8 protein-coding genes are annotated in these 18,830 nt (G+C 72.7%); all 8 read right to left on the bottom strand.

Annotated features, from left to right (window positions below; genetic code table 11):
* Positions 1 to 56 precede the first annotated feature (56 nt).
* Complete coding sequence (locus DEJ49_RS33835) at positions 57 to 1,436, bottom strand: cation:proton antiporter (RefSeq protein ID WP_223833099.1); 1,380 nt, start codon at positions 1,434 to 1,436, stop codon at positions 57 to 59.
* A 5-nt stretch (positions 1,437 to 1,441) separates the two neighbouring features.
* Positions 1,442 to 1,963: a flavin reductase family protein gene (locus DEJ49_RS33830; RefSeq protein WP_150187643.1), complete on the bottom strand. Its 522-nt coding sequence runs from the start codon at positions 1,961 to 1,963 to the stop codon at positions 1,442 to 1,444.
* Between the two features lie 9 nt (positions 1,964 to 1,972).
* Positions 1,973 to 3,535: a tryptophan halogenase family protein gene (locus DEJ49_RS33825; protein ID WP_150187642.1), complete on the bottom strand. Its 1,563-nt coding sequence runs from the start codon at positions 3,533 to 3,535 to the stop codon at positions 1,973 to 1,975.
* 56 nt (positions 3,536 to 3,591) lie between these two features.
* Positions 3,592 to 3,804, bottom strand: a complete 213-nt coding sequence (locus tag DEJ49_RS33820; RefSeq protein WP_150187641.1) for a ferredoxin — start codon at positions 3,802 to 3,804, stop codon at positions 3,592 to 3,594.
* Positions 3,805 to 3,838: 34 nt separating this feature from the next.
* The gene (locus DEJ49_RS33815; protein WP_150187640.1) at positions 3,839 to 5,044 is read right to left on the bottom strand and encodes a cytochrome P450; all 1,206 of its coding nucleotides are present in this window, start codon (positions 5,042 to 5,044) and stop codon (positions 3,839 to 3,841) included.
* Positions 5,045 to 5,052: 8 nt separating this feature from the next.
* Positions 5,053 to 6,168, bottom strand: a complete 1,116-nt coding sequence (locus tag DEJ49_RS33810; protein WP_150187639.1) for a cytochrome P450 — start codon at positions 6,166 to 6,168, stop codon at positions 5,053 to 5,055.
* 93 nt (positions 6,169 to 6,261) lie between these two features.
* Complete coding sequence (locus DEJ49_RS33805) at positions 6,262 to 7,482, bottom strand: cytochrome P450 (protein ID WP_150187638.1); 1,221 nt, start codon at positions 7,480 to 7,482, stop codon at positions 6,262 to 6,264.
* Between the two features lie 97 nt (positions 7,483 to 7,579).
* Positions 7,580 to 18,817 carry an amino acid adenylation domain-containing protein gene (locus DEJ49_RS33800; protein ID WP_150187637.1) on the bottom strand — a complete coding sequence of 3,746 codons (11,238 nt, stop codon included), beginning with the start codon at positions 18,815 to 18,817 and terminating at the stop codon, positions 7,580 to 7,582.
* Positions 18,818 to 18,830 lie beyond the last annotated feature (13 nt).

The raw sequence follows: 18,830 nt of genomic DNA, 5'->3' as shown, positions 1-18,830 counted from the left end.
CGTTCCGGTTCCGTGTCGAGAATCTGCCCCGGGGGATACGCGGCCGGGGAGACGGGTCAGGTCTCGGCGCGCTCCGGGCTCCCCCGCTCCGGACTCCCCCGCGCGGGCGCACCGCGCCACGCCGTGTGCCTGCGCTGCTCCTCCGGCGTGCAGTCGATGCGTTTCACGGCCGCCTTGAGCAGCGGCGGCGCCATGACGGAGGTGACGACGGCGACGAGGACGATGATCGTGTACGTACGGGTGTCGAGGATGCCGAGCCGCAGCCCGACCATCGCGACGATGATCTCGATGACGCCGCGGGCGTTCATTCCCGCGCCGAGCGCGAGCGCCTCCCAGCGGCTCAGTCTGCTCAGGCGCGCGCCGATGTAGGCACCCGCGAACTTCCCGAGGACGGCGACGGCGAGCACGATCAGCGCGGCCCCGAGCACCGCGGGCTCGGTGAGCGCGCGCAGGTCGATGCGGAGCCCCGCGGTCGCGAAGAAGACGGGTGCGAGGACGGCGAGGACGACCATGCGCAGCGACACCGTGCGGGCCCGGTCGAACTCCCCGCTGGAGCCGATGAGCATGCCGCACAGGTACGCCCCGAAGACCGCTTCGAGGCCGAGCGACTGGGTGCCGGCCGCCGCGAGCAGGATCATCGCGGCGGCCGCGGACACCGTCCGCTCGTCCGAGCCCTTGCACAGACGCAGGGCTCTGCGCACGAGCGGGCGGCCGATCAGCAGCGCGATCAGGAGGACCAGCAGGAGGGAGCCGACGGCCTCGGCGAACACGCCCGCCGTCAGACCGCCCACGGTCATCGCGGAGACCACGGAGAGCATGAGCCAGCCGAAGGTGTCGTCGATCATCCCCGCGGCCAGCGTCAGCTGGCCCACGTCCCGGTGGATGAGGTCCATGTCCATCAGCGTCTTGGCGATGACGGGGATGGCGCTGACGCACATGGCGACGCCCAGGAAGAGCGCGAACATCTGCCGGTCGGACGTGTCGATGCCGAGCATGTGCGCCACCGGATACCCGAGGCCGACCCCCAGGGCGAGGGGCACGAGCAGCCCGGCGAGGCTGACGCGCAGTGCCGTACCGCCCCTGCGGCGGATCATCCGCAGGTCCATCTCGATGCCGGTGAGCCCCACGAGGAGGAGGACGGCGATCTGTCCGACGGCGTCGAGCAGATGCACCTGGGCCGGGTCGGAGGGCAGGAGCCAGGCGGCCGCGTCCGGCGCCGCCCAGCCGAACAGGGACGGGCCGAGGAGCACGCCCGCGCTCAACTCCCCCACGATGGCCGGGAGTCCGCAGCGCGAGGCCAGCCTGCCGAGCAGGATGGCGAGGAGCAGCAACACGCCGACCTGCAGCAGGAAGACGAGCAGGGGGTGTGCCGCGATCGGTGGTACGGGGGCTGCCGACAGCAGCTCGGCGGCCGCGGGCGGGCCGGCGGCGGGCACGGCGTTCACCCGCCCCGTTCGGAGAGGGCCCCCACGGCCGGTTCAGCCGGGGACGGGGCGAGTTCGCTGTAGCGCCGGAAGCCGTAGAGCAGGGCGCTCTCGTGGCGCAGGCGTTCGACCGAGCGCACCGCTCCGACGACGATCACGTGGTCGCCCGAGGGGTGGGTGCGTTCGACGGTGCACTCGGCGACGGCGTGCGCGGCCTCGACCAGCGCGGGGCTGCGCCCGCGGCCGAAGGGCCGCCAGGCGACGCGCTCGAAGCGGTCGGGTGCCCCGGACGCGAAGAGCGCGGCGACCCAGCCCGCCTCGCCGTGCAGCAGGTTGACCGCGAACGCGCCGCTGTCGGTCACGGCTCTCAGCGTCGGGCTGCCGCTGCGCAGACACATCAACAGCGTCGGCGGGTTCACGCTGAGGCTGCACAGCGAGGAGCACGTCATCCCCCGGGGGCCCGCGCCGCCGTCCCGGGCCGTCACGACCGACACACCGGTCGGGAACGACGCCATCATGTCGCGGAACTCGATGTCCATGTGCCCCGTTCACACCCCGTCGCGCATGCGTTTGAAGTAGGCGTTCTGCGTCGGCAGCGTCCGGACCAGCGACCGCGCCTTGTCCTTGATGGCCTGGAACTCCGCGAGCGCCGCCTTCTCGTCGATCAGGTCGAGGGCGGGCGAGGGCCGGACGGGGATCCCGCCGGTGCCGAGCAGGATGCAGTTGTACGAGTAGGGCGGCAGGCCGTGGTAGCGCGGGTGGACCGTGCCGGCGTCGGGGACCTTGCTCTCCCACAGCTCCAGGCGCTCGGCGAGCGCGTCGGGCACGGCCCGCGTCTTGGTGTCCCGCCAGTACTGGTTGTCCGCGCGCTTCGCGCCGCGGTAGTGCAGGACGAGGAACTCCCGTACGCCGTCCATCACGTTCTCCAGCGCGCTGTTGTACTGCTCGCGCAGGGGGAGGTCCCAGTCGGCCGCCGGGTAGTACTTGACGAGCTGCTCGATCGCGTAGTGGATGAAGAAGATCCCGGTCGACTCCAGCGGTTCGACGAAGCCGCTGGACAGGCCGATGGCCACGCAGTTGTTGACCCAGGAGCGGCGGCTGCGCCCGATCCGCATGCGGATGTGGTTGGCGGGCACGTCGGCCGCGGCGGGGCCGACGAACTCGCGCAGGGTGCGCTCGGCCTCATCGGGGTCCATGTAGTCGCGTGCGTAGACGTAGCCGGTGCCGATGCGGCTGATCAGCGGGATGGTCCAGATCCATCCGGCGTCCTGGGCGGTCGCCGTGGTGCAGGGGTGGAGCGGGTCCTTGTCCATGTCCATGGGGACCTGGAGGGCGACCGCGCTGTCGTTGGGCAGGGTGTCCTGGTAGGAGACGAAGGGCTCCTCCAGCGCCTTGTTGATGAGCAGGCCGCGGAAGCCGGTGCAGTCGACGAAGAGGTCCCCGTCCAGGCGCCCGTGCTCGGCGGTCCGCACGTGTGAGAGCCAGCCGCGCTCGTCGAGTCCGACGTCCACGACGTTGTCGACGACGTGCCGCACCCCGCGCTGAGTGGCGTACTGCGTCAGGTACTTGGCGAGGAGGTGCGCCTCGAAGTGGTAGGCGTACGGGAATTGGGCGCCCTGGTACTCGGCGATGGTGTTCGGCGACGCCTCGCCCTCGACGAAGTCCTGTTCCAGGAGCCGGTTGTCGAGGTAGCGGGGGCTGCGGTTGCCGTCGATGAGGGATGCCATCACGAAGCAGTCCACGTCGAACCGGTCGCTCGTGGGGTACCGCAGCCACCAGTCGGTGAGCGGGAACCCCTTGACCGACCTGAGCTGCTCGAAGGGGTGGTAGAAGTGGTGCCCCGGCTCGCGCCAGTTCTCGAAGCGGACCGCGAGTTTGTACGTGGCGTTGCAGGCGGGCATCCAGTCCCGCTCGGCCAGGCCGAGGAACTCGAAGAAGTGCCTGATGTCGCTGAACGTGGCCTCGCCGACGCCGATGGTGCCGACGTCCGCCGACTCCACGAGCGTGATGTTGATCCGGTCGCCGAAGGCCGCCGTCAGATACGCGGCGGTCATCCAGCCGGCCGTGCCGCCGCCGACGATGACGACGTCGCGTACGGGAGCATGCGTCATTTCCCCACCCCACTGTGATGTTTGAGCGATGTGTGAGCACCGATCGTGATGAAGTCCTAGCGGCCGTGCGCGTCCCCGCCGCTCAGCGTGATCGCGCCGGCCGGGCATCTCGCGGCGGCGCCGCGCACCGCCGCGGCCGTTCCCGGTTCGGGCCGTGCCGCCTTGAGCAGCACCTTCCCGTCGTCCTCCGACTGGTCGAACACGGCGGGTACGTAGCTCATGCACAGGCCGGAGCCCGCGCACCGGCCGCGGTCGACGTGTACCTCCACCTCTCTGCTCCCCTCCTCTCCTGCCTCTCTGTTCTCACCAGGTGACCGGCAGCCGCTCCACCCCGTAGGCGGTCGAGCGGACGCGGAACGCCACGTCCTGTGCGGGGACCGCGAGCCGCAGTCCGGGAAAGCGCCGCAGCAGCGCCGTGTACGCGATGCGGAGTTCCATCCGGGCCAGGGCCGCGCCGATGCAGTGGTGGATGCCGTGCCCGAACGCGACGTGCGGCACGGGTTCCCTGGTCAGGTCGAGCCGGTCGGGCTCAGCGGTCAGGTGCGGGTCGCGGTTGGCCAGCGGGATCGAGCAGACGACGGTGTCGCCCGCTCTGATCAGCCGGCCGCCGAGGGTGATGTCCTCGACGGCGGTGCGGGGGGTGGGGGCGTGCGGCACCGACAGGTAGCGGAGCAGTTCCTCGACGGCGCGGTCCAGCGCGGCGGGATCGTCGCGCACGAGGGCGAGCTGGTCCGGGTTCTCCAGGAGGGCGAGGGCGCCGAGACCCAGCATGCCGGAGATGTTGTCGAGGCCGGCGAGCATCAGGAGGATGCAGATGCCCCGCAGTTCCTTGTCGGTGAAGTCGCCTCCGTGGTCGCGGACGAGCATGCCGAGGAAGCCGTCGTCGGGGTTCTTGCGCTGCCGTGCCACCAGGGCTGCGAGGTAGCGGGTGAAGGCGGATCCGGCGGCCGTGCGCTCCTGGCGGCCGCGGCCGGTGGCGAGGTGGGCGTGGCAGCGGCGCAGGAAGTCGTCGCGGTCGTCGCGCGGCACACCGATGAGTTCGCACAGCACCGGCCCCGGGATCGCGGAGGCGAAGAGTTCCGCCAGGTCTGCGGGGTGTCCGGCGCGCTCCATGGCGTCGAGGCGCTCGGCGACGATGTTTTCGATGCGCGGCTGGAGCCTGCGCATCCGCCGTACCGTGAACTCGGGCGTGAGCATTTTGCGCAGCCGGGTGTGTTCGGGCGGGTCGTAGTCCATGAGGAGCCCGACGCCTTCGTCGGGCCGCTCGCCGTCGCCGCCGGCCGGTTCGCGCGAGCCGAAGCGGCGGCGGGTGGAGAACCGGGTGTGGTCCCCGAGGACTCTGCGCACCTCCTCGTGTCCCGTGACCAGCCACAGGGGTTCGCCGCCCGCGCCGGGTGCCAGGCTGACGCGGGTGACGGGCCCGTCGGCGGCGAGGCGCCGCAGGTCGTCGGCGGGGTCGAAGTGCGTGCGGCGGGTGTGCAGCGGCACCGGTGTGCTCTCGTGCGGCATGTCGCCCCTTACCAGGCCACCGGCAGCGTCTCCACGGCCTTCGACGTGAAGCGGAGTTCGTCGCGCGGCACGGCGAGCCGCACCCCGGGGAACCTGCCGATCAGTTCCGCGATCGCGATACGGAGTTCCATCCTGGTCAGCGGCGCGCCGAGGCAGTAGTGGATGCCGTGGCCGAACGCCATGTGCCGGCTGTTGTCCCGCGTGATGTCGATGGGCTCCGTGGGCTCCCCCGGCGAGTTGGTGTTGTTGGCGCCGAGCAGCGAACAGGCCACGGGCTCCCCCGCCTTGACCGTCTTGCCCGCGAGGGTGACGTCCTCCCGGGCGGTGCGGGGCGAGGCGTGCGAGATGATCGAGACGCTCCGGATCAGCTCCTCCACCGCGTGGTCGATGAGGTCCGGGCGCTCCTTGAGCAGGGCGAGCTGGTCCGGGTGTTCGAGTAGGGCGAGGATGCCGAGCCCAAGGGTGCCGCCGACGTTCTGGATGAAGGAGGCGAGGAGGGTCGCGGCGGTTCCGGTCAGTTCGGCGGGGGTGAGGTCGTCGCCGTGGCGCTGGATGAGGCGGCCGAGCAGGTCCTCGCCGGGGTTGCGGCGTTTCTGTGCGGTGAACTTGCTGAGGTAGACGAGGTACGAGTTGCCCGCCGCGTCCCGCTGGTCCCTGTCGGGGTTGTCGATGCGGTTGGTGTCGAGGTGGCGGGCGAGTTCGGCCTGGTCGTCGCGGGGTATGCCGAGCAACGCGCAGCCGATGAGGCTGGTGGTGGGCCAGACGAAGTGCGGTACGAGGTCGATGGGCTGGGCGGCGCCCTCCATGGCGTCGAGACGCTCGGTCACGATGCCCTCGACGAGGGGTTCCAGGGTGCGCACCCGGCGGAGCGTGAACTCGCCGGTGAGCATCTTCCGCAGCCGGGTGTGCTCGGGCGGGTCGTAGTGCAGCAGGTTGCCGGGTTGCACCAGGCGCCGGGAGTCCTCGATGTTGTCGGCGGGCGGCAGTGTGGTGAAGCGGTCCGTGTCGCCGAGGATCGCCCGCACCTCGTCGTATCCGGTGGCGAGCCAGGCGCGGTCCAGTGTCCCGGGAGGGGTGGTCTCGACGAGCGGAGACTGCCCGGTTTCGTCCAGTGGTTTGGGCATTTCTCGGAATCCTTTCGCACTGTCTCACGAGTCTGAATTCGGCTCCGCACACCCGTCAAGGTTGTCCAGGATGGGGTGCCCGGTAAGCCGCGCTCACCACCGCACGAGGAGTTCGTCGACCCCGTAATTGGGCGTCCAGGTGCGGAAGCGGATTTCTTCGGCCGGCCCCCCGAGTGACAGCTCGGGGAAACGGCGAAAGAGTGCCGATATCGCGATGCGGAGTTCGACGCGGGCGAGGACCGCGCCGATGCAGTGGTGGACGCCGTGCCCGAACGCCAGGTGCCCGGAGTTGTCGCGGGTGATGTCGAGCGTGTCCTGCGGTGCGCCGTTCGACGAGGCGCCGGCCGCGGGGTCGCGGCTCACCCCCAGCAGCGAGCAGATGACGGACTCCCCCGCCCTGATCAGCTGCCCGCCGACGGTCACGTCCTGCAGGGCGGTGCGGGGTGTGGCGTTCTGCACCGACGAGACGTAGCGGATGAGTTCCTCGACCGCGGAGTCGAGCAGGTCGGGCCGGTCCTGGAACAGGGCGAGCTGGTCCGGGTGTTCGAGGAGGGCCAGCGGCCCGAGGCCGAGCATGCCGCCGATGTCCTCGAGACCGGAGCCCATGATGGCGGCGGCCATGCCGGTCAGCTCGTCGTCGGTGAGGTCGTCGCCGTGCCGTCGGATGAGCATGCCGAGCAGATCGTCGCCGGGGTCGCGGCGCTTCTGCCGGATGAGCCTGTTCATGTACGTCATGTACGCGTTGACGGCGGCCCGTTGGCGTTCGCGCTCCTCGCGGCTGGTGTGCCGGCCGAAGCCGGTGCCGGTCCTGCTGATGTTGAGGTTGCGGGCGATCTCCGCCGCGTCGTCCCGGGGCACCCCGAGGAGCGCGCAGCCGACGAGCCCCGGGATGGGCCAGGCGAAGTGGCGGATGAGGTCGGCGGGCCTGCCCGCGCCTTCCAGCGCGTCGAGGCAGTGCTCGACGATCTCCTCGATGAACGGTTCCAGCCTGCGGATCCGCCGCATCGTGAACTCGGGGGTGAGCATGCGGCGCAGCCGCGTGTGCTCGGGCGGGTCGTACTGGCGCAGGTTGCCGACCTCGATCTGGCGCTTCCCGCCGTTCCTGCCGTCGTCGAGCGGCAGCATGCTGAACCTGTCGTCGCCGAGGATGGCCCGCACTTCGTCGTAGCCGGTCGCGAGCCAGTGGCGGCTCGGGGTGCGCCCGCCGGTGTCCAGTTCGACGATCGGGGTGTGCGCGCCGATTTCGACGAGTTCCGGTACGGGTTCGATGCCGTTTCTGCGGGTGTGCGCGGACGTGCTCACTGCCTTCGACATTCGGGGCCCTTTCGCCCTTTCACTCGCTGGCCATTACCTTCTTCGGCTCTGACGTTCTTTTCTCTTGCGTTCTCTCGTGCCGGGAATTCCGTTTCCGTCACCGGAGCTTGTCCGCGATGACGCCTCCGATCCGTGCCGAAGGTGCGGGCTGCAGCATCGTGTAGTGGCTCGCGGCGATGTCGTGGGACTCGATGTCCCCGGCGATATAGGGCCGCCAGGTTTCGCCCGCGGCCGCCGCGGTCATGTCCGCGGGCCGGTCCTCCGTCGCGACGAAGAGCAGCAGGTCGCCTCCGAAGCGGCGCGGCGTGTGGCGCGGGGTGAGCCGTCCCACGTTGTCTATGACCTCGCGCATGTTGGCCCTGAGTCCCTCGTCCATGTCCTGGCCGATGTTCTCGTCCGGCGGCAGCCCCAGGTTGCTCGCGCGCGGTGTGGTGGTGCCGTCCTGACCGCCCTCGGCCTGGACGTCGCTGTACTGGGCCCCGCCGAACTCCTCGGGGTATCCGTCGATCACCGCGAGGAGCTCGACCTGTTCGCCCTGTTCCTCCAGGTGCGCGGCGACGGCCTGGGCGATCAGGCCCCCGAGGGACCAGCCGAGCAGGTGGTAGGGCCCCGCGGGCTGGACGGTCCTGATCTGCTCCGCGTAGTCGGCCGCCATCTCCTCCAGGCTCTGCGGCAGCGGCTCCGGTTCGGCGAGCCCGCGGGCCTGCACCCCGTAGACGGGCCGGTCCTGCGGCAGGTGCCGGAGCAGCGCCGCGTACGCCCAGCTCAGTCCCGTACCGGTGTGCATGCAGAACAGCGGCGGGAGGTCGCCCTTGGGCCGCAGCGGAAGCAGCATCTCCAGGTCGCCGTGGTCGCCGCCCGCCCGGCGCCCTGCCGTACGGGTCCCGCCGTGCCCCCGGCCGTGCAGGGTGAGCAGCCCGTCGGCGCTCCGCCTGGCTCGTTCGCCGGTGCGCAGCATGCGTTCGCCTCCGGCCGCCGCGAAGGGGCAGGCGACGAAGCGTTCACCGGTGAGGCCGGGGGCTTCCGCGTAGCCGCGGGCGAGGGACGAGCCCGCGACGTACAGGTCGCCGGTGCCGCCGGGCGGTACGGGGCGCAGGTAGTCGTCGAGGACGTAGGCGCGCGTGTTGGGCACCGGGGTGCCGGTGGGGGCGCGGTCGGGCAGGGGTTCGCCCGGTCCTGTCCGGTGGTCGAGCCAGGGGCCGCCGGTCTCCGCCGCGCTGTGGGCGCTGACGAGGGTGGTGCGCGGGTGCGCGGCCAGCCAGGCACGGGTGTCGTCGACGGCCGCGTCGCCTTCGCTGTCGACGACGGTCACCTCGGCGAAGGGCACCGCGTCGGCGGTCCGCGCGTCGGCGGTGGCCAGCAGGTCCCGGGAGGTGACCAGACGCTGTGCGCCTGTCGGCCCGGCGGACGGTGCCGCGTCCTCGCCCGGTACGCCGAGCCGGACGCCGCCGCCCGCGCACAGGGCGGAGAGCAACGGTGTCAGGAGCGCGGACACAGGAGCCCGTACGTCGAGGAACGTCACTCCGTGGTGGGTGGGCGCCGCGTGCTGGTGGTGCACGGCGTGGTCGACGAGCGTCCGGTGTTCGACGACGGCGCCCGCGACGGTGCCGTCCGCGCCGTCCGGTGCCCGGGTGCTGAGGACGAGTGCCGCCTGCCGGGGCAGGGGTGTCGGCAGCGGTGGGCCGGACTGCGGTGCCGTGTCGTCGATGGCCGGGAGCCTCGGGTCGTCGAGGAGCAGGAAGGGCACGGTCACGCCGTCGCCGAGGAGCGGGGCCATGGCGAACGTGCAGACGAGGGCGGCGGGTGTGACCTGCCGCAGGCACGACGCCACGTCCTCCATGGGCCGGTTCGGGTCGGCGATCAGGCAGGCGGCGCCGGCCCTGAGCACCCCGAGGACCCCGACGACGAGGCCCGATGTGGGCGGCAGGGCGAGGACCACGATGTCCTCCGTGCCGATGCCCTGCTCGGCGAGGCGCCGGGCCAGGCGTCCGGAGGCGGCGTCGAGCGCGCCGTGGGTGAGCGGCCCGTCGTGGTCCATGACGGCGAGGGTGTCGGGCGCCAGCGCCGCCTGTTCGGCGAGCAGTTCGACGACCGTGCCGTCCGGGATCGGCGCCGCGGTGGCTCCGCGGGTCTCCAGGGCCTGGCGGCGCTCGGTCTCGTCCAGGAGGAGTTCCACCTGGCTGAGCCGGAGTCCGGGATCGTCCGCGACCTGTTGCAGTACGCGGGTCAGCCGCCGGGCGAGCGCGGACGCCGTGGAGCGGTCGAACAGTTCGGTGGCGTACCGCAGCGCGCCGTCGGCGCCGTCCGGGCCGCTGTCGGAGCCGTGCCGCTCGGTGAGGGCGACGACCAGGTCGGGGTGGGCGGCCGGGGTACCCACCGGCAGGCGCGTGGTGCGCAGGCCCGGCAGCTCCGGTGACTCCCACATCTCGGCGGAGTCGCTGAGGATCTCCAGGACCACCTGGAACAGGGGGTGCTGGGGTCCGGCGGGCAGCGCGAGCGTGTCGACGAGCCGCCCGAAGGGGACGTCCGGGTTCTGGACCGCGCGCTGGTACGCGTCCCGTGCGCGGCCGAGCAGTTCGCGGTACGTCGGGTCGCCGGACGCGTCGGTGCGCAGGACCAGCGGGTCGGCGAACGGGCCGACGACGCCGTCCAGGTCCCCCTCCTCGTCCCGGCGCGGCAGCACCGTGCCCAGGGCGAGGTCGGTGCCCGCGCCGAGCCCCGAAAGGAGCAGCGCGAGCGCGGCCTGCACCACCATGAAGAAGGTGGCGCTGTCGGCCTCGGCGATCTCCGTGAGGCGGATGTGGGTGGCGCTGTCGAGCTCCAGCGGCACCTCGTCGGCGCGGTGCGAGGGCAGGGCGGGCCTGGGCCTGTCCGTCGGCAGTTCCTGCTCGGGGCCGACGTCCGCGAGGGCCTTCTTCCAGTGGGCGAACTGCTCGCCGATGAGGCTGTCGCGGTCCTCCTCGTCCCGCAGCATCTCCTGCTCCCACAGGGCGTAGTCCGCGAACTGGAGGGGCAGCGGCGCCCGTTCGGGTGCGCGCCCTTCCCTGCGGGCCCCGTACGCGGCCGCCAGGTCGCGGACCAGGACGATCAGCGACGCGTCGTCCGTGGCGATGCGGTGCACGACGAGGAGCAGCACGTGTTCGGTCTCCGTGACCGCGAACAGGCGTGCCGTCCACGGTGTCTCACGGGCGAGGTCGAACTCGTGCCCCGCGTGGTCGGCGAGGAGCCGCGGCAGCTCCTCCTCGGTCGCCTCGGTCACGGGGAGGGCGGGCCGGGCGGCCTCGGCGTCGGGCTCCAGGACGCGCTGGCGCACGTCGTCGGCGCCGACGGGGGCACTGCCGCCGTCGACCTCCGTGCCGGGGCCGACGAAGACCGTGCGCAGGATGTCGTGCCGTGCCGCGACGTCGCCGAGTGCCGCCTCCAGCGCGTCCCTGTCGAGCCTGCCGCCCAGGCCGAGGGCGATGGACACCCGCTGGGCCGCCGAGCCGGGGTTGGCCGCGGCGAGCCGCCACGTCCGCAGCTGCCCGGCGGTGACGGGTATGTCCTCCGGGTGGTCGACGGGCTTCAGCTCCGGGAGCTCCTTGGACGTGAGCATCCTGGCCACGCCGAGCGGCGTGGACTCGCCGAAGAACCGCCGCATGCTCAGCTCGCTGCCGAGCTCCTCGCGGATCCGCGCGGCGAGGCGCATGGCCAGGCCCGAGTCGCCGCCCAGGTCGAAGAAGTTGTTGTCGACGCCCACCCGTTCCAGGCCGAGGACCTCGGCGAACAGGGCGCACAGGGTCGCTTCGAGCTCGGTCTCCGGCTCACGGCCCGAGATCCGTCCGGCGAAGTCGGGTCGGGGCAGGGCCGCACGGTCGATCTTGCCGTTGCCCGTCAGCGGCAGCGTCTCCAACATCACGATGGAGGCAGGTCGCATGTAGTCGGGCAGCAGCCGCGCCAGGTGGTCGTGCACGGTCTGGATCTCCAGGCCCTCGGTCTCGGGCACGACGTAGCCGACGAGGCGCTTGTCGCCGGGACGGTCCTCGCGGGCGATCACGGCCGCCTGCCGCACCTCGGGATGCGCCGCTAGCGCCGCCTCGACCTCGCCGGGCTCCACCCGGAACCCGCGCACCTTCACCTGCTCGTCCGCGCGCCCCACGAACGACAGCTGTCCGTCGGCGGTCCAGCGCGCCAGGTCACCGGTCCGGTACATACGTCCGCCCCCGCCGAACGGGCAGGCCACAAACCGCTCAGCCGTCAGATCCGGCCGCCCTACATACCCCCGGGCCACGCCGGGCCCGGCCACGTACAACTCGCCCGTCGCCCCGACCGGAACCGGGTGCAGGAAGCCATCCAGGACGTACGTCCGTACGTTGTCCAGGGGGCGCCCGATCGCCGGGGGCCTGTCCTGTGACCTGATGTTCTCGTCGACAGGGCCCGCGGTGGCCATGACGGTGGCTTCGGTGGGGCCGTAGGTGTTCCACACGCGTGCCTGTGTCGTCCACCGGCTCGCCAGGGCGGCGGTCATGAGTTCCGCGCCGAGGACCCAGTTGCCGACTCCTGGCACGGAGCCGGGGTCGAGCATGGTGAGCAGCGAGGGCACGACGCTGGCCGTGGTCACCCCCGCCGACTCGATCATGTCCGCGAGCGCGGAGGGCTCGGCCCGCTCGTCGGCGGAGGCGATCGCGAGCGTGCCGCCGCCGGACAGCGTGACCGCCACGTCCAATACGGCCGCGTCAAAGCTGAACGACGCGAACTGCAGCGCTGTGACACCCACGTCCACACCCAGCACCGGACGCATCGCCGCCGCCAGATTCGCCACACCACCGTGTGCGACCGCCACACCCTTGGGACGCCCCGTCGAACCCGACGTATAGATGACGTACGCGAGTTGATCCGGGGACAAGCCGACGCCAAGAGGAACCTCGGAGCAGTCGATGTCCTCCTCGTCCAGGAGCACGACCCGCGCGTCGCCGACCCTCACGTCCGCCAGACTCTCCCCCGCGCTCACGACGACCCGCGCACCGCTGTCGGCCACCATGAACGACAACCGGTCGGACGGATACTCGGGATCCAGCGGAACGAACGCACCGCCCGCCTTCCACACCGCCAACTCCCCCACCACCATGTCCACACCACGCGGCAGACACAGCCCCACACGCGACTCCGGACCGACCCCAAGACCCACCAACCGCCGGGCCAGCCCGTCCGCCCGCGCCTCCACCTCCCCGTACGACACGACCTCCTCACCACACCGCACCGCCACCGCATCGGGCGTGTTCCGCGCGTGTGCCGCGAACAGATCAGGGACGAGGGTGTCCGGGTGGGACACGGCGGTGTCGTTCCACTCCTCCAGGACGCGTGCCCGGTCGGCGTCGTCGGAGAGCCGCAGCCTGCCGACGGGCGTCCCGGGATCCGCGGCCATCTGCCGCAGCGCCCGCAGGAGCCGGTCGAGAAGTGCGCGGGCCGCCGTTTCGTCGAAGGCGTCCGGGCGGTACGTCAGGCGCATCCGCAGCCCGTTGAGCGGGTCCACGACAAGGCCGAGCGGATAGTTGATCGACTCGCGCATGCCCGCTTCGGTGAGTTCCACCCCGGCGGGGCCGGGCTCGCGGGTGCCGCCGTCTTCCGGTGCGGAGGGGTCGGCCCCGGTGGGGAAGCTCTCGAACGCCATGAGCGTGTCGAAGGTCGCCCCGCGGCCCGCCACGCGCTGGATGTCGCCCAGGCTCAGGTACTGGTGGTCCATCAGGGCGGACTGGCGGCCCTGGACGTCCGCGAGTACGTCGGCGACGGTCCGCGCCGGGGCGAACCGCACCCGTACCGGGACGGTGTTGATGAACAGGCCGAGCATGTTCTCCATGCCGGGCAGATCGGCGGGGCGGCCGGCCACGGAGGCGCCGAAGACGACGTCCTGGCGGCCCGCGAGCTGCCCGACGACCAGGGCCCACGCGGTCTGGACGACGGTGTTGAGCGTCACGCCCTGGGCGCGGGCCAGTTCGCCGAGCCTGCGGTCGAGCGCCGGACCCGCGACGGCGAAGACCTCGCCGGACGCGGCGTCCGGGTCCGGTGCGGCGACCGCGCCGGGCGCCATCGGCACGACCTGCGTCGGCTCGTCGGCTCCGGCCAGTTCCGCGCGCCAGGCCTCCTGTGCGGCCTCCTTGTCCTGCCGCGCCAGCCAGGTCAGGTAGTCGCGGTAGGGGGTGACCGGGGGAAGTCCTGCCGCGGTGCCGCCCGCTTCGTAGCAGGCCCACAGTTCGCGGCGCAGGACGGGCAACGACCAGCCGTCGAGCACGATGTGATGAAGCGTCACCATCATGCGGTGGCGGTCCTCGCCCGTCCTGGCCAGGAGCACCTTCACCAACGGTGGCTTCGCCAGGTCGAAGCCCTTGGCTCGGTCCTCCTTGCCGAGCCGTTCGGACTCCTCCCACGCCGCGTCCTCGTCGAGTTCCGTGAGGTCCGCCTCGCGCCACGGCAGTGTCGCCCGGTCCGCGACGACCTGCACGGACTGCCCGGAGCCCGCCACCTGGCGGAAGCCCACCCGCAGGCTGGCGTGGCGGTCGAGGAGCGCTTGCCAGGCCGCGCGCAGGCGTGCCGGGTCGAGGGGCCCTTCGAGGCCCACGATCATCTGCTCGACGTAGACGTCGGTGCTCTGCTGGTCGAACAGGGCGTGGAAGAGGAGGCCTTCCTGCAGCGGTGAGAGCGGCCAGATGTCGACCAGGTCCGGTGCGGCCGTCTCCAGCTTGTCGATCTGCGGCTGGTCGAGGGCGACGAGCGGGAAGTCGGAGGGCGTGTGGCCGCCCGCGGTGGGCTCGTCGACGTGTGCGGCGAGGCCGGTCAGCATGGCGGCCCAGGCCTCGACGAGGGTGCGGGCCGCCGTCTCGTCGAGCAGGCGGTGCGGCGCGTCGAGGCTGAGGGTGAGGCGGGGGCCTTCGGGGCCGTCGTGGACGACGCCCGCGAGCTCCAGCGGGTGCGCCACGGGGAACCGGCCGTCCGCGGGGCCCTGGTCGTCGCTCGGCGGTGCGTCGGTGCTGCCGTCGGCCGGAACTGCCGGGATGCGGCCGAGGTAGGTGAAGCCGATCCGGGCGGCGGGCAGGGCGGCGAGGTCCGCGGCGGTCTCGGGGTTGAGGTGGCGCAGCAGGCCGTGGCCGAGGCCGTCGCCGGGCACCGCGCGCACCTGTTCCTTCACGCGCTTGACGGCGATGCCCGCGTCGGGCCCGCCTTCCCGGAGGTCCTCGAAGTCGGGCTTGCCCACGTCGAGGCGCACGGCATGGGTGCCGGTGAACCAGCCGACCGTGCGCGAGAGGTCCATGGTGTCGGAGAGGGCGACCCGCCCGTGTCCTTCGACGTCCACGAGGAAGCCGCCCTCGGGCACGCCGCCGTCGGCCCACTCCGTGACGGCCGCGGCGAGTCCGGTCAGGAGCACGTCGTCGACGCCCGCGTGGAACGCTTCCGGTACGTCGGTCAGGAGCGCGGACGTGACGGGGACGGGGACGGTGACGGACACGCGCCGCACGGTGTCGGCGAGGTCGAGCGCGGGGTCCGGGGGCAGGGCGGTGAGCTGCGGGTCGGGGCCCTGGAGCAGCCGCGTCCACGCGTCGAGTTCCGCTGCCCGCTCCGTGCTCGTCGCCTGGTCGGCGAGGGCGCGGGCCCAGTGCCGGAACGACGTGGGCACGGGTTCGAGTTCCGGGGTGCGGCCCGCGGCGGTCGCGGCGCACGCGTGCTCCAGGTCGGGCAGCAGGATCCGCCAGGAGACGGCGTCCATCACGAGGTGGTCGACGACCAGGACGAGCCGTCCGGGTCCTTCGGGGCCCAGGTCGAGCCAGACCGCCTGGAGCATGACGCCGGCCCGCGGGTCGAGCCGGGCCACCGCGGCGCGGGTCTCCTCGGCGATGACGCGGGGCAGCTCGTCGGGGGCCGTGCCGGTGGCGTCGTAGCGGCGTACGAACGACCCGGCGGGTACGGTGCCGGGTCCGGACACGACGAGGCGCCGCTCCGGTTCCGTCTCGAGCCGGGCGCGCAGCACGTCGTGGTGGTCGACGACCGCGCGCACCGCGTCGGCCAGGGTCTCGGCGCTCAGACCGTCCGGTACCTCGACGACGGCGGTCTGGACGACCCGGCCCGCCGCCTCGGCGCCGACGCGGTCGAGCAGTTCGTGCATGACCGGCGTGAGCGGGATCTCCCCGGTGCCGGGGTCGCCGCCGCCGGTGGGCGTGGCCCGGGTGGGGACGGCGACCAGGGCGAGGGCGGCCGGGGTGCGGTGCTCGAAGACCTGGCGGGCGGTGACGGTGAGGCCCGCGCGGCGGGCGCCGGACACCAGCATCATCGACGAGATGGAGTCGCCGCCGAGCGCGAAGAACGAGTCGTCGGCGCCGGCCCGCTCGATGCCGAGCACGTCGGCGAACAGGTCGCACAGGACGGTCTCGACGGGTGTACGCGGGTCACGGCCGCCGCGCACGGCCAGCTCGGGGGCGGGCAGCGCGGAACGGTCGAGCTTTCCGTTGACGGTGAGGGGCAGCGCGTCGAGGACGACGGTCGTCGCCTGGACCATGTGGGCGGGAAGGCGGGTGGCGGCGAAGGCGCGCAGGGCTTCGGTGTCGAGAGCGCGCGGGGTCCCTGAGCCCGGTCCCGAATCCTCGGCGGCCGGCACCACGTACGCGACGAGGCGCTTGTCGCCCGGCAGGTCCTCGCGGGCGATCACCGCCGCCTCGCGCACGGAGGCGTGCGCTGCGAGGACGGCCTCGACCTCGCCGGGTTCGATGCGGAAGCCGCGCAGTTTCACCTGCTCGTCGGCGCGGCCCGCGAACGACAGCTGTCCCTCGGGGGTCCAGCGCGCCAGGTCACCGGTGCGGTACATGCGTCCGCCCGCGCCGAACGGGCACGCCACGAACCGCTCCGCCGTCAGATCGGGCCGTCCCACGTAGCCGCGCGCGACGCCCGGACCCGCGACGTACAGTTCGCCGCTGACGCCCGGCGGCACCGGGCGCAGGAAGCCGTCGAGGACGTAGGTCCGCATGTTGCCGAGCGGCCGTCCGATGGGGGGCGGGGCGTCCACGGGCTTGATGCCTTCGTCGACGCGTCCGACGGTCGCCATCACGGTGGCCTCGGTGGGGCCGTAGGTGTTCCACAGCCTGGCCCGTCCCGCCCAGCGGCTCGCGAGGTCGGCGGTCAGCCATTCGCCGCCGAGGACCCAGTTGCGTACGCCCGCGACGGTCTCCGGGTCCAGGGTGCGCAGCACGGACGGCACGACGCTGGCGGCTTCGACGCCGGTCGCGCGGATCATGCCGGCGAGCGCGTCGGGTTCCGTGCGCTCCTCGGCCGACGCGATGGCCAGGGTGCCGCCCGCCGCCAGGGTGACGGCGACGTCCAGGACCGCTCCGTCGAAGCTGAAGGAGGCGTACTGCAGCATGACGACGCCGTCGCGCAGGTCGAGCGCGGGCCGCATCGCCTCGGCCAGGTTCACGACGCCCCGGTGGGCGAGGGCGACGCCCTTGGGGCGGCCCGTGGAGCCCGATGTGTAGATGACGTACGCGAGTTGCTCGGCGCCGACGGGCAGCCCCAGCGGCTCGCCGGACTCCGCCGCGATCACCCGTGCGGTCCGTGCGCCGTCCAGGACGACCGTGCGGGCGGTGCCCTCGGGCACGTCGGCGAGGGTGGCCCCGGTGGCCAGGACGATGTCGGCACCGCTGTCGGTGATCATGTAGTGCAGCCGGTCGGCCGGGTGGTCGGGGTCCAGCGGCACGAAGGCGCCGCCCGCCTTCCACACCGCGAGCTCCGCCACGATCATGTCGGTGCCGCGCGGCAGGCAGAGGCCCACGCGGCGTTCCCTGCCGACGCCGAGTCCGGCCAGGTGGCGGGCGAGCCGGTTCGCGCGCTCCTCCAGTTCGCCGTACGTCAGGGTGTCCTCGCCGCAGCGCACGGCGTACGTGTCGGGGGCACTGCGGGCCCGCGCCTCGAACGCGTCGACGACCGATCCGGCGGCCAGCGGGCGCCCGGTCGCGTTCCAGTGCTCGGTCACCGCGGACCGCTCCGCCTGTTCGAGTACGTCGATGTCGCCGACGCGGGCCGACGGGTCGGCGGTGATCTGTTCGAGGACGCGTACGAACCGCTGGACGACGGACTCCGCGGCGGCGCGGTCGAACAGGTCGGGCCGGTGGTCCAGCTTGAAGCGCATGCGGTCGCCGCCGGGCACGGCGACGAGGGTGAGCGGATAGTGCGAGGCGTCGCGGGACGCCTGGGCGGGCCTGATCGTCACGGCGTCGGGGCCCGGCTCGGGGCCGGCGGGCGGCAGCGGATAGTTCTCGTACAGGACGAGGGTGTCGAAGACCGCGGCGGGCCCCGCGAGCTTCTGCACCTCGGCGAGTCCGACGTGCTGGTGGTCGATCAGGCCGGACTGGGTCTCCTGCAACCGCGCGAGCAGCTCGCCGACGGGCTGCGCGCCGTCGAGGCGTACGCGCACGGGGAGCGTGTTGATGAACAGGCCGATCATCGACTCCACGCCGGGGAGTTCGGCGGGGCGGCCCGCGACGGTCGCGCCGAAGACGACGTCCGTGCGTCCGGCGAGGCGGGCGAGCACGAGCGCCCACGCCCCCTGTACGACGGTGTTGACCGTAAGCCCGTGAGTGCGCGCCAACTCGCCGACCGCGCTGGTGAGTTCGACCGACAGCCGGGTGTGTGTCTGGTCGGGCAGCACCGGGGCGCGGCCCGGGTCCTGCGGTGCGACGAGCGTCGATCCGTCGGCGCCCGCCAGTTCGGCCCGCCAGGCGTCGCGCGCGGCGTCCTTGTCCTGGCGGCCGAGCCACGCCACGTACTCGCCGTAGGGCGCCACGCGCCGCAGCACGGAGGCGTCGCCACCCGCCGCGTACACCTGGGACAGCTCGTTCAGGAGGACCGGCATCGACCAGCCGTCCATGAGAATGTGATGGAACGTCACGACGAGCCGGTGGCGCCGTTCGCCGAGGCGGACGAGCAGGAGCCGCAGCAGCGGCGGCACGGCGAGGTCGAACCGTTGCGCGCGTTCCCGTGCGGCGAGCCGGTCGATCTCGGCGAGCGCCTCGGGCTCCACGAGCGCGCTGACGTCCGCCTCGGTCCAGGGGAGCGTGACCTCGCGCGGAATGACCTGGACCATGCGGGCCCCGGTCACCGGGCGGAAGCAGGCGCGGAGCGCCGCGTGCCGGGCCAGCAGCGCCTCCCACGATGTGCGCAGCCGAGCCGTGTCCACGGGCCCTTCGACGTCGAGGGTCGACTGCACGGTGTAGACGTCCGGGCCCTGGTCGTCGTAGGAGGCGTGGAAGAGCATCCCCTCCTGCAGCGGCGAGAGGGGCCACACGTCCTCGACGAGGGATCGGGGTCGGGTCGTCATCGCTCTGTCTCCT

It is taken from the genome of Streptomyces venezuelae (assembly GCF_008642335.1).
Lineage (GTDB): Bacteria > Actinomycetota > Actinomycetes > Streptomycetales > Streptomycetaceae > Streptomyces > Streptomyces venezuelae_F.
The sequence above is the reverse complement of the archived record's forward strand: the minus strand, read 5'-3'. Positions and strand labels throughout refer to the sequence as shown.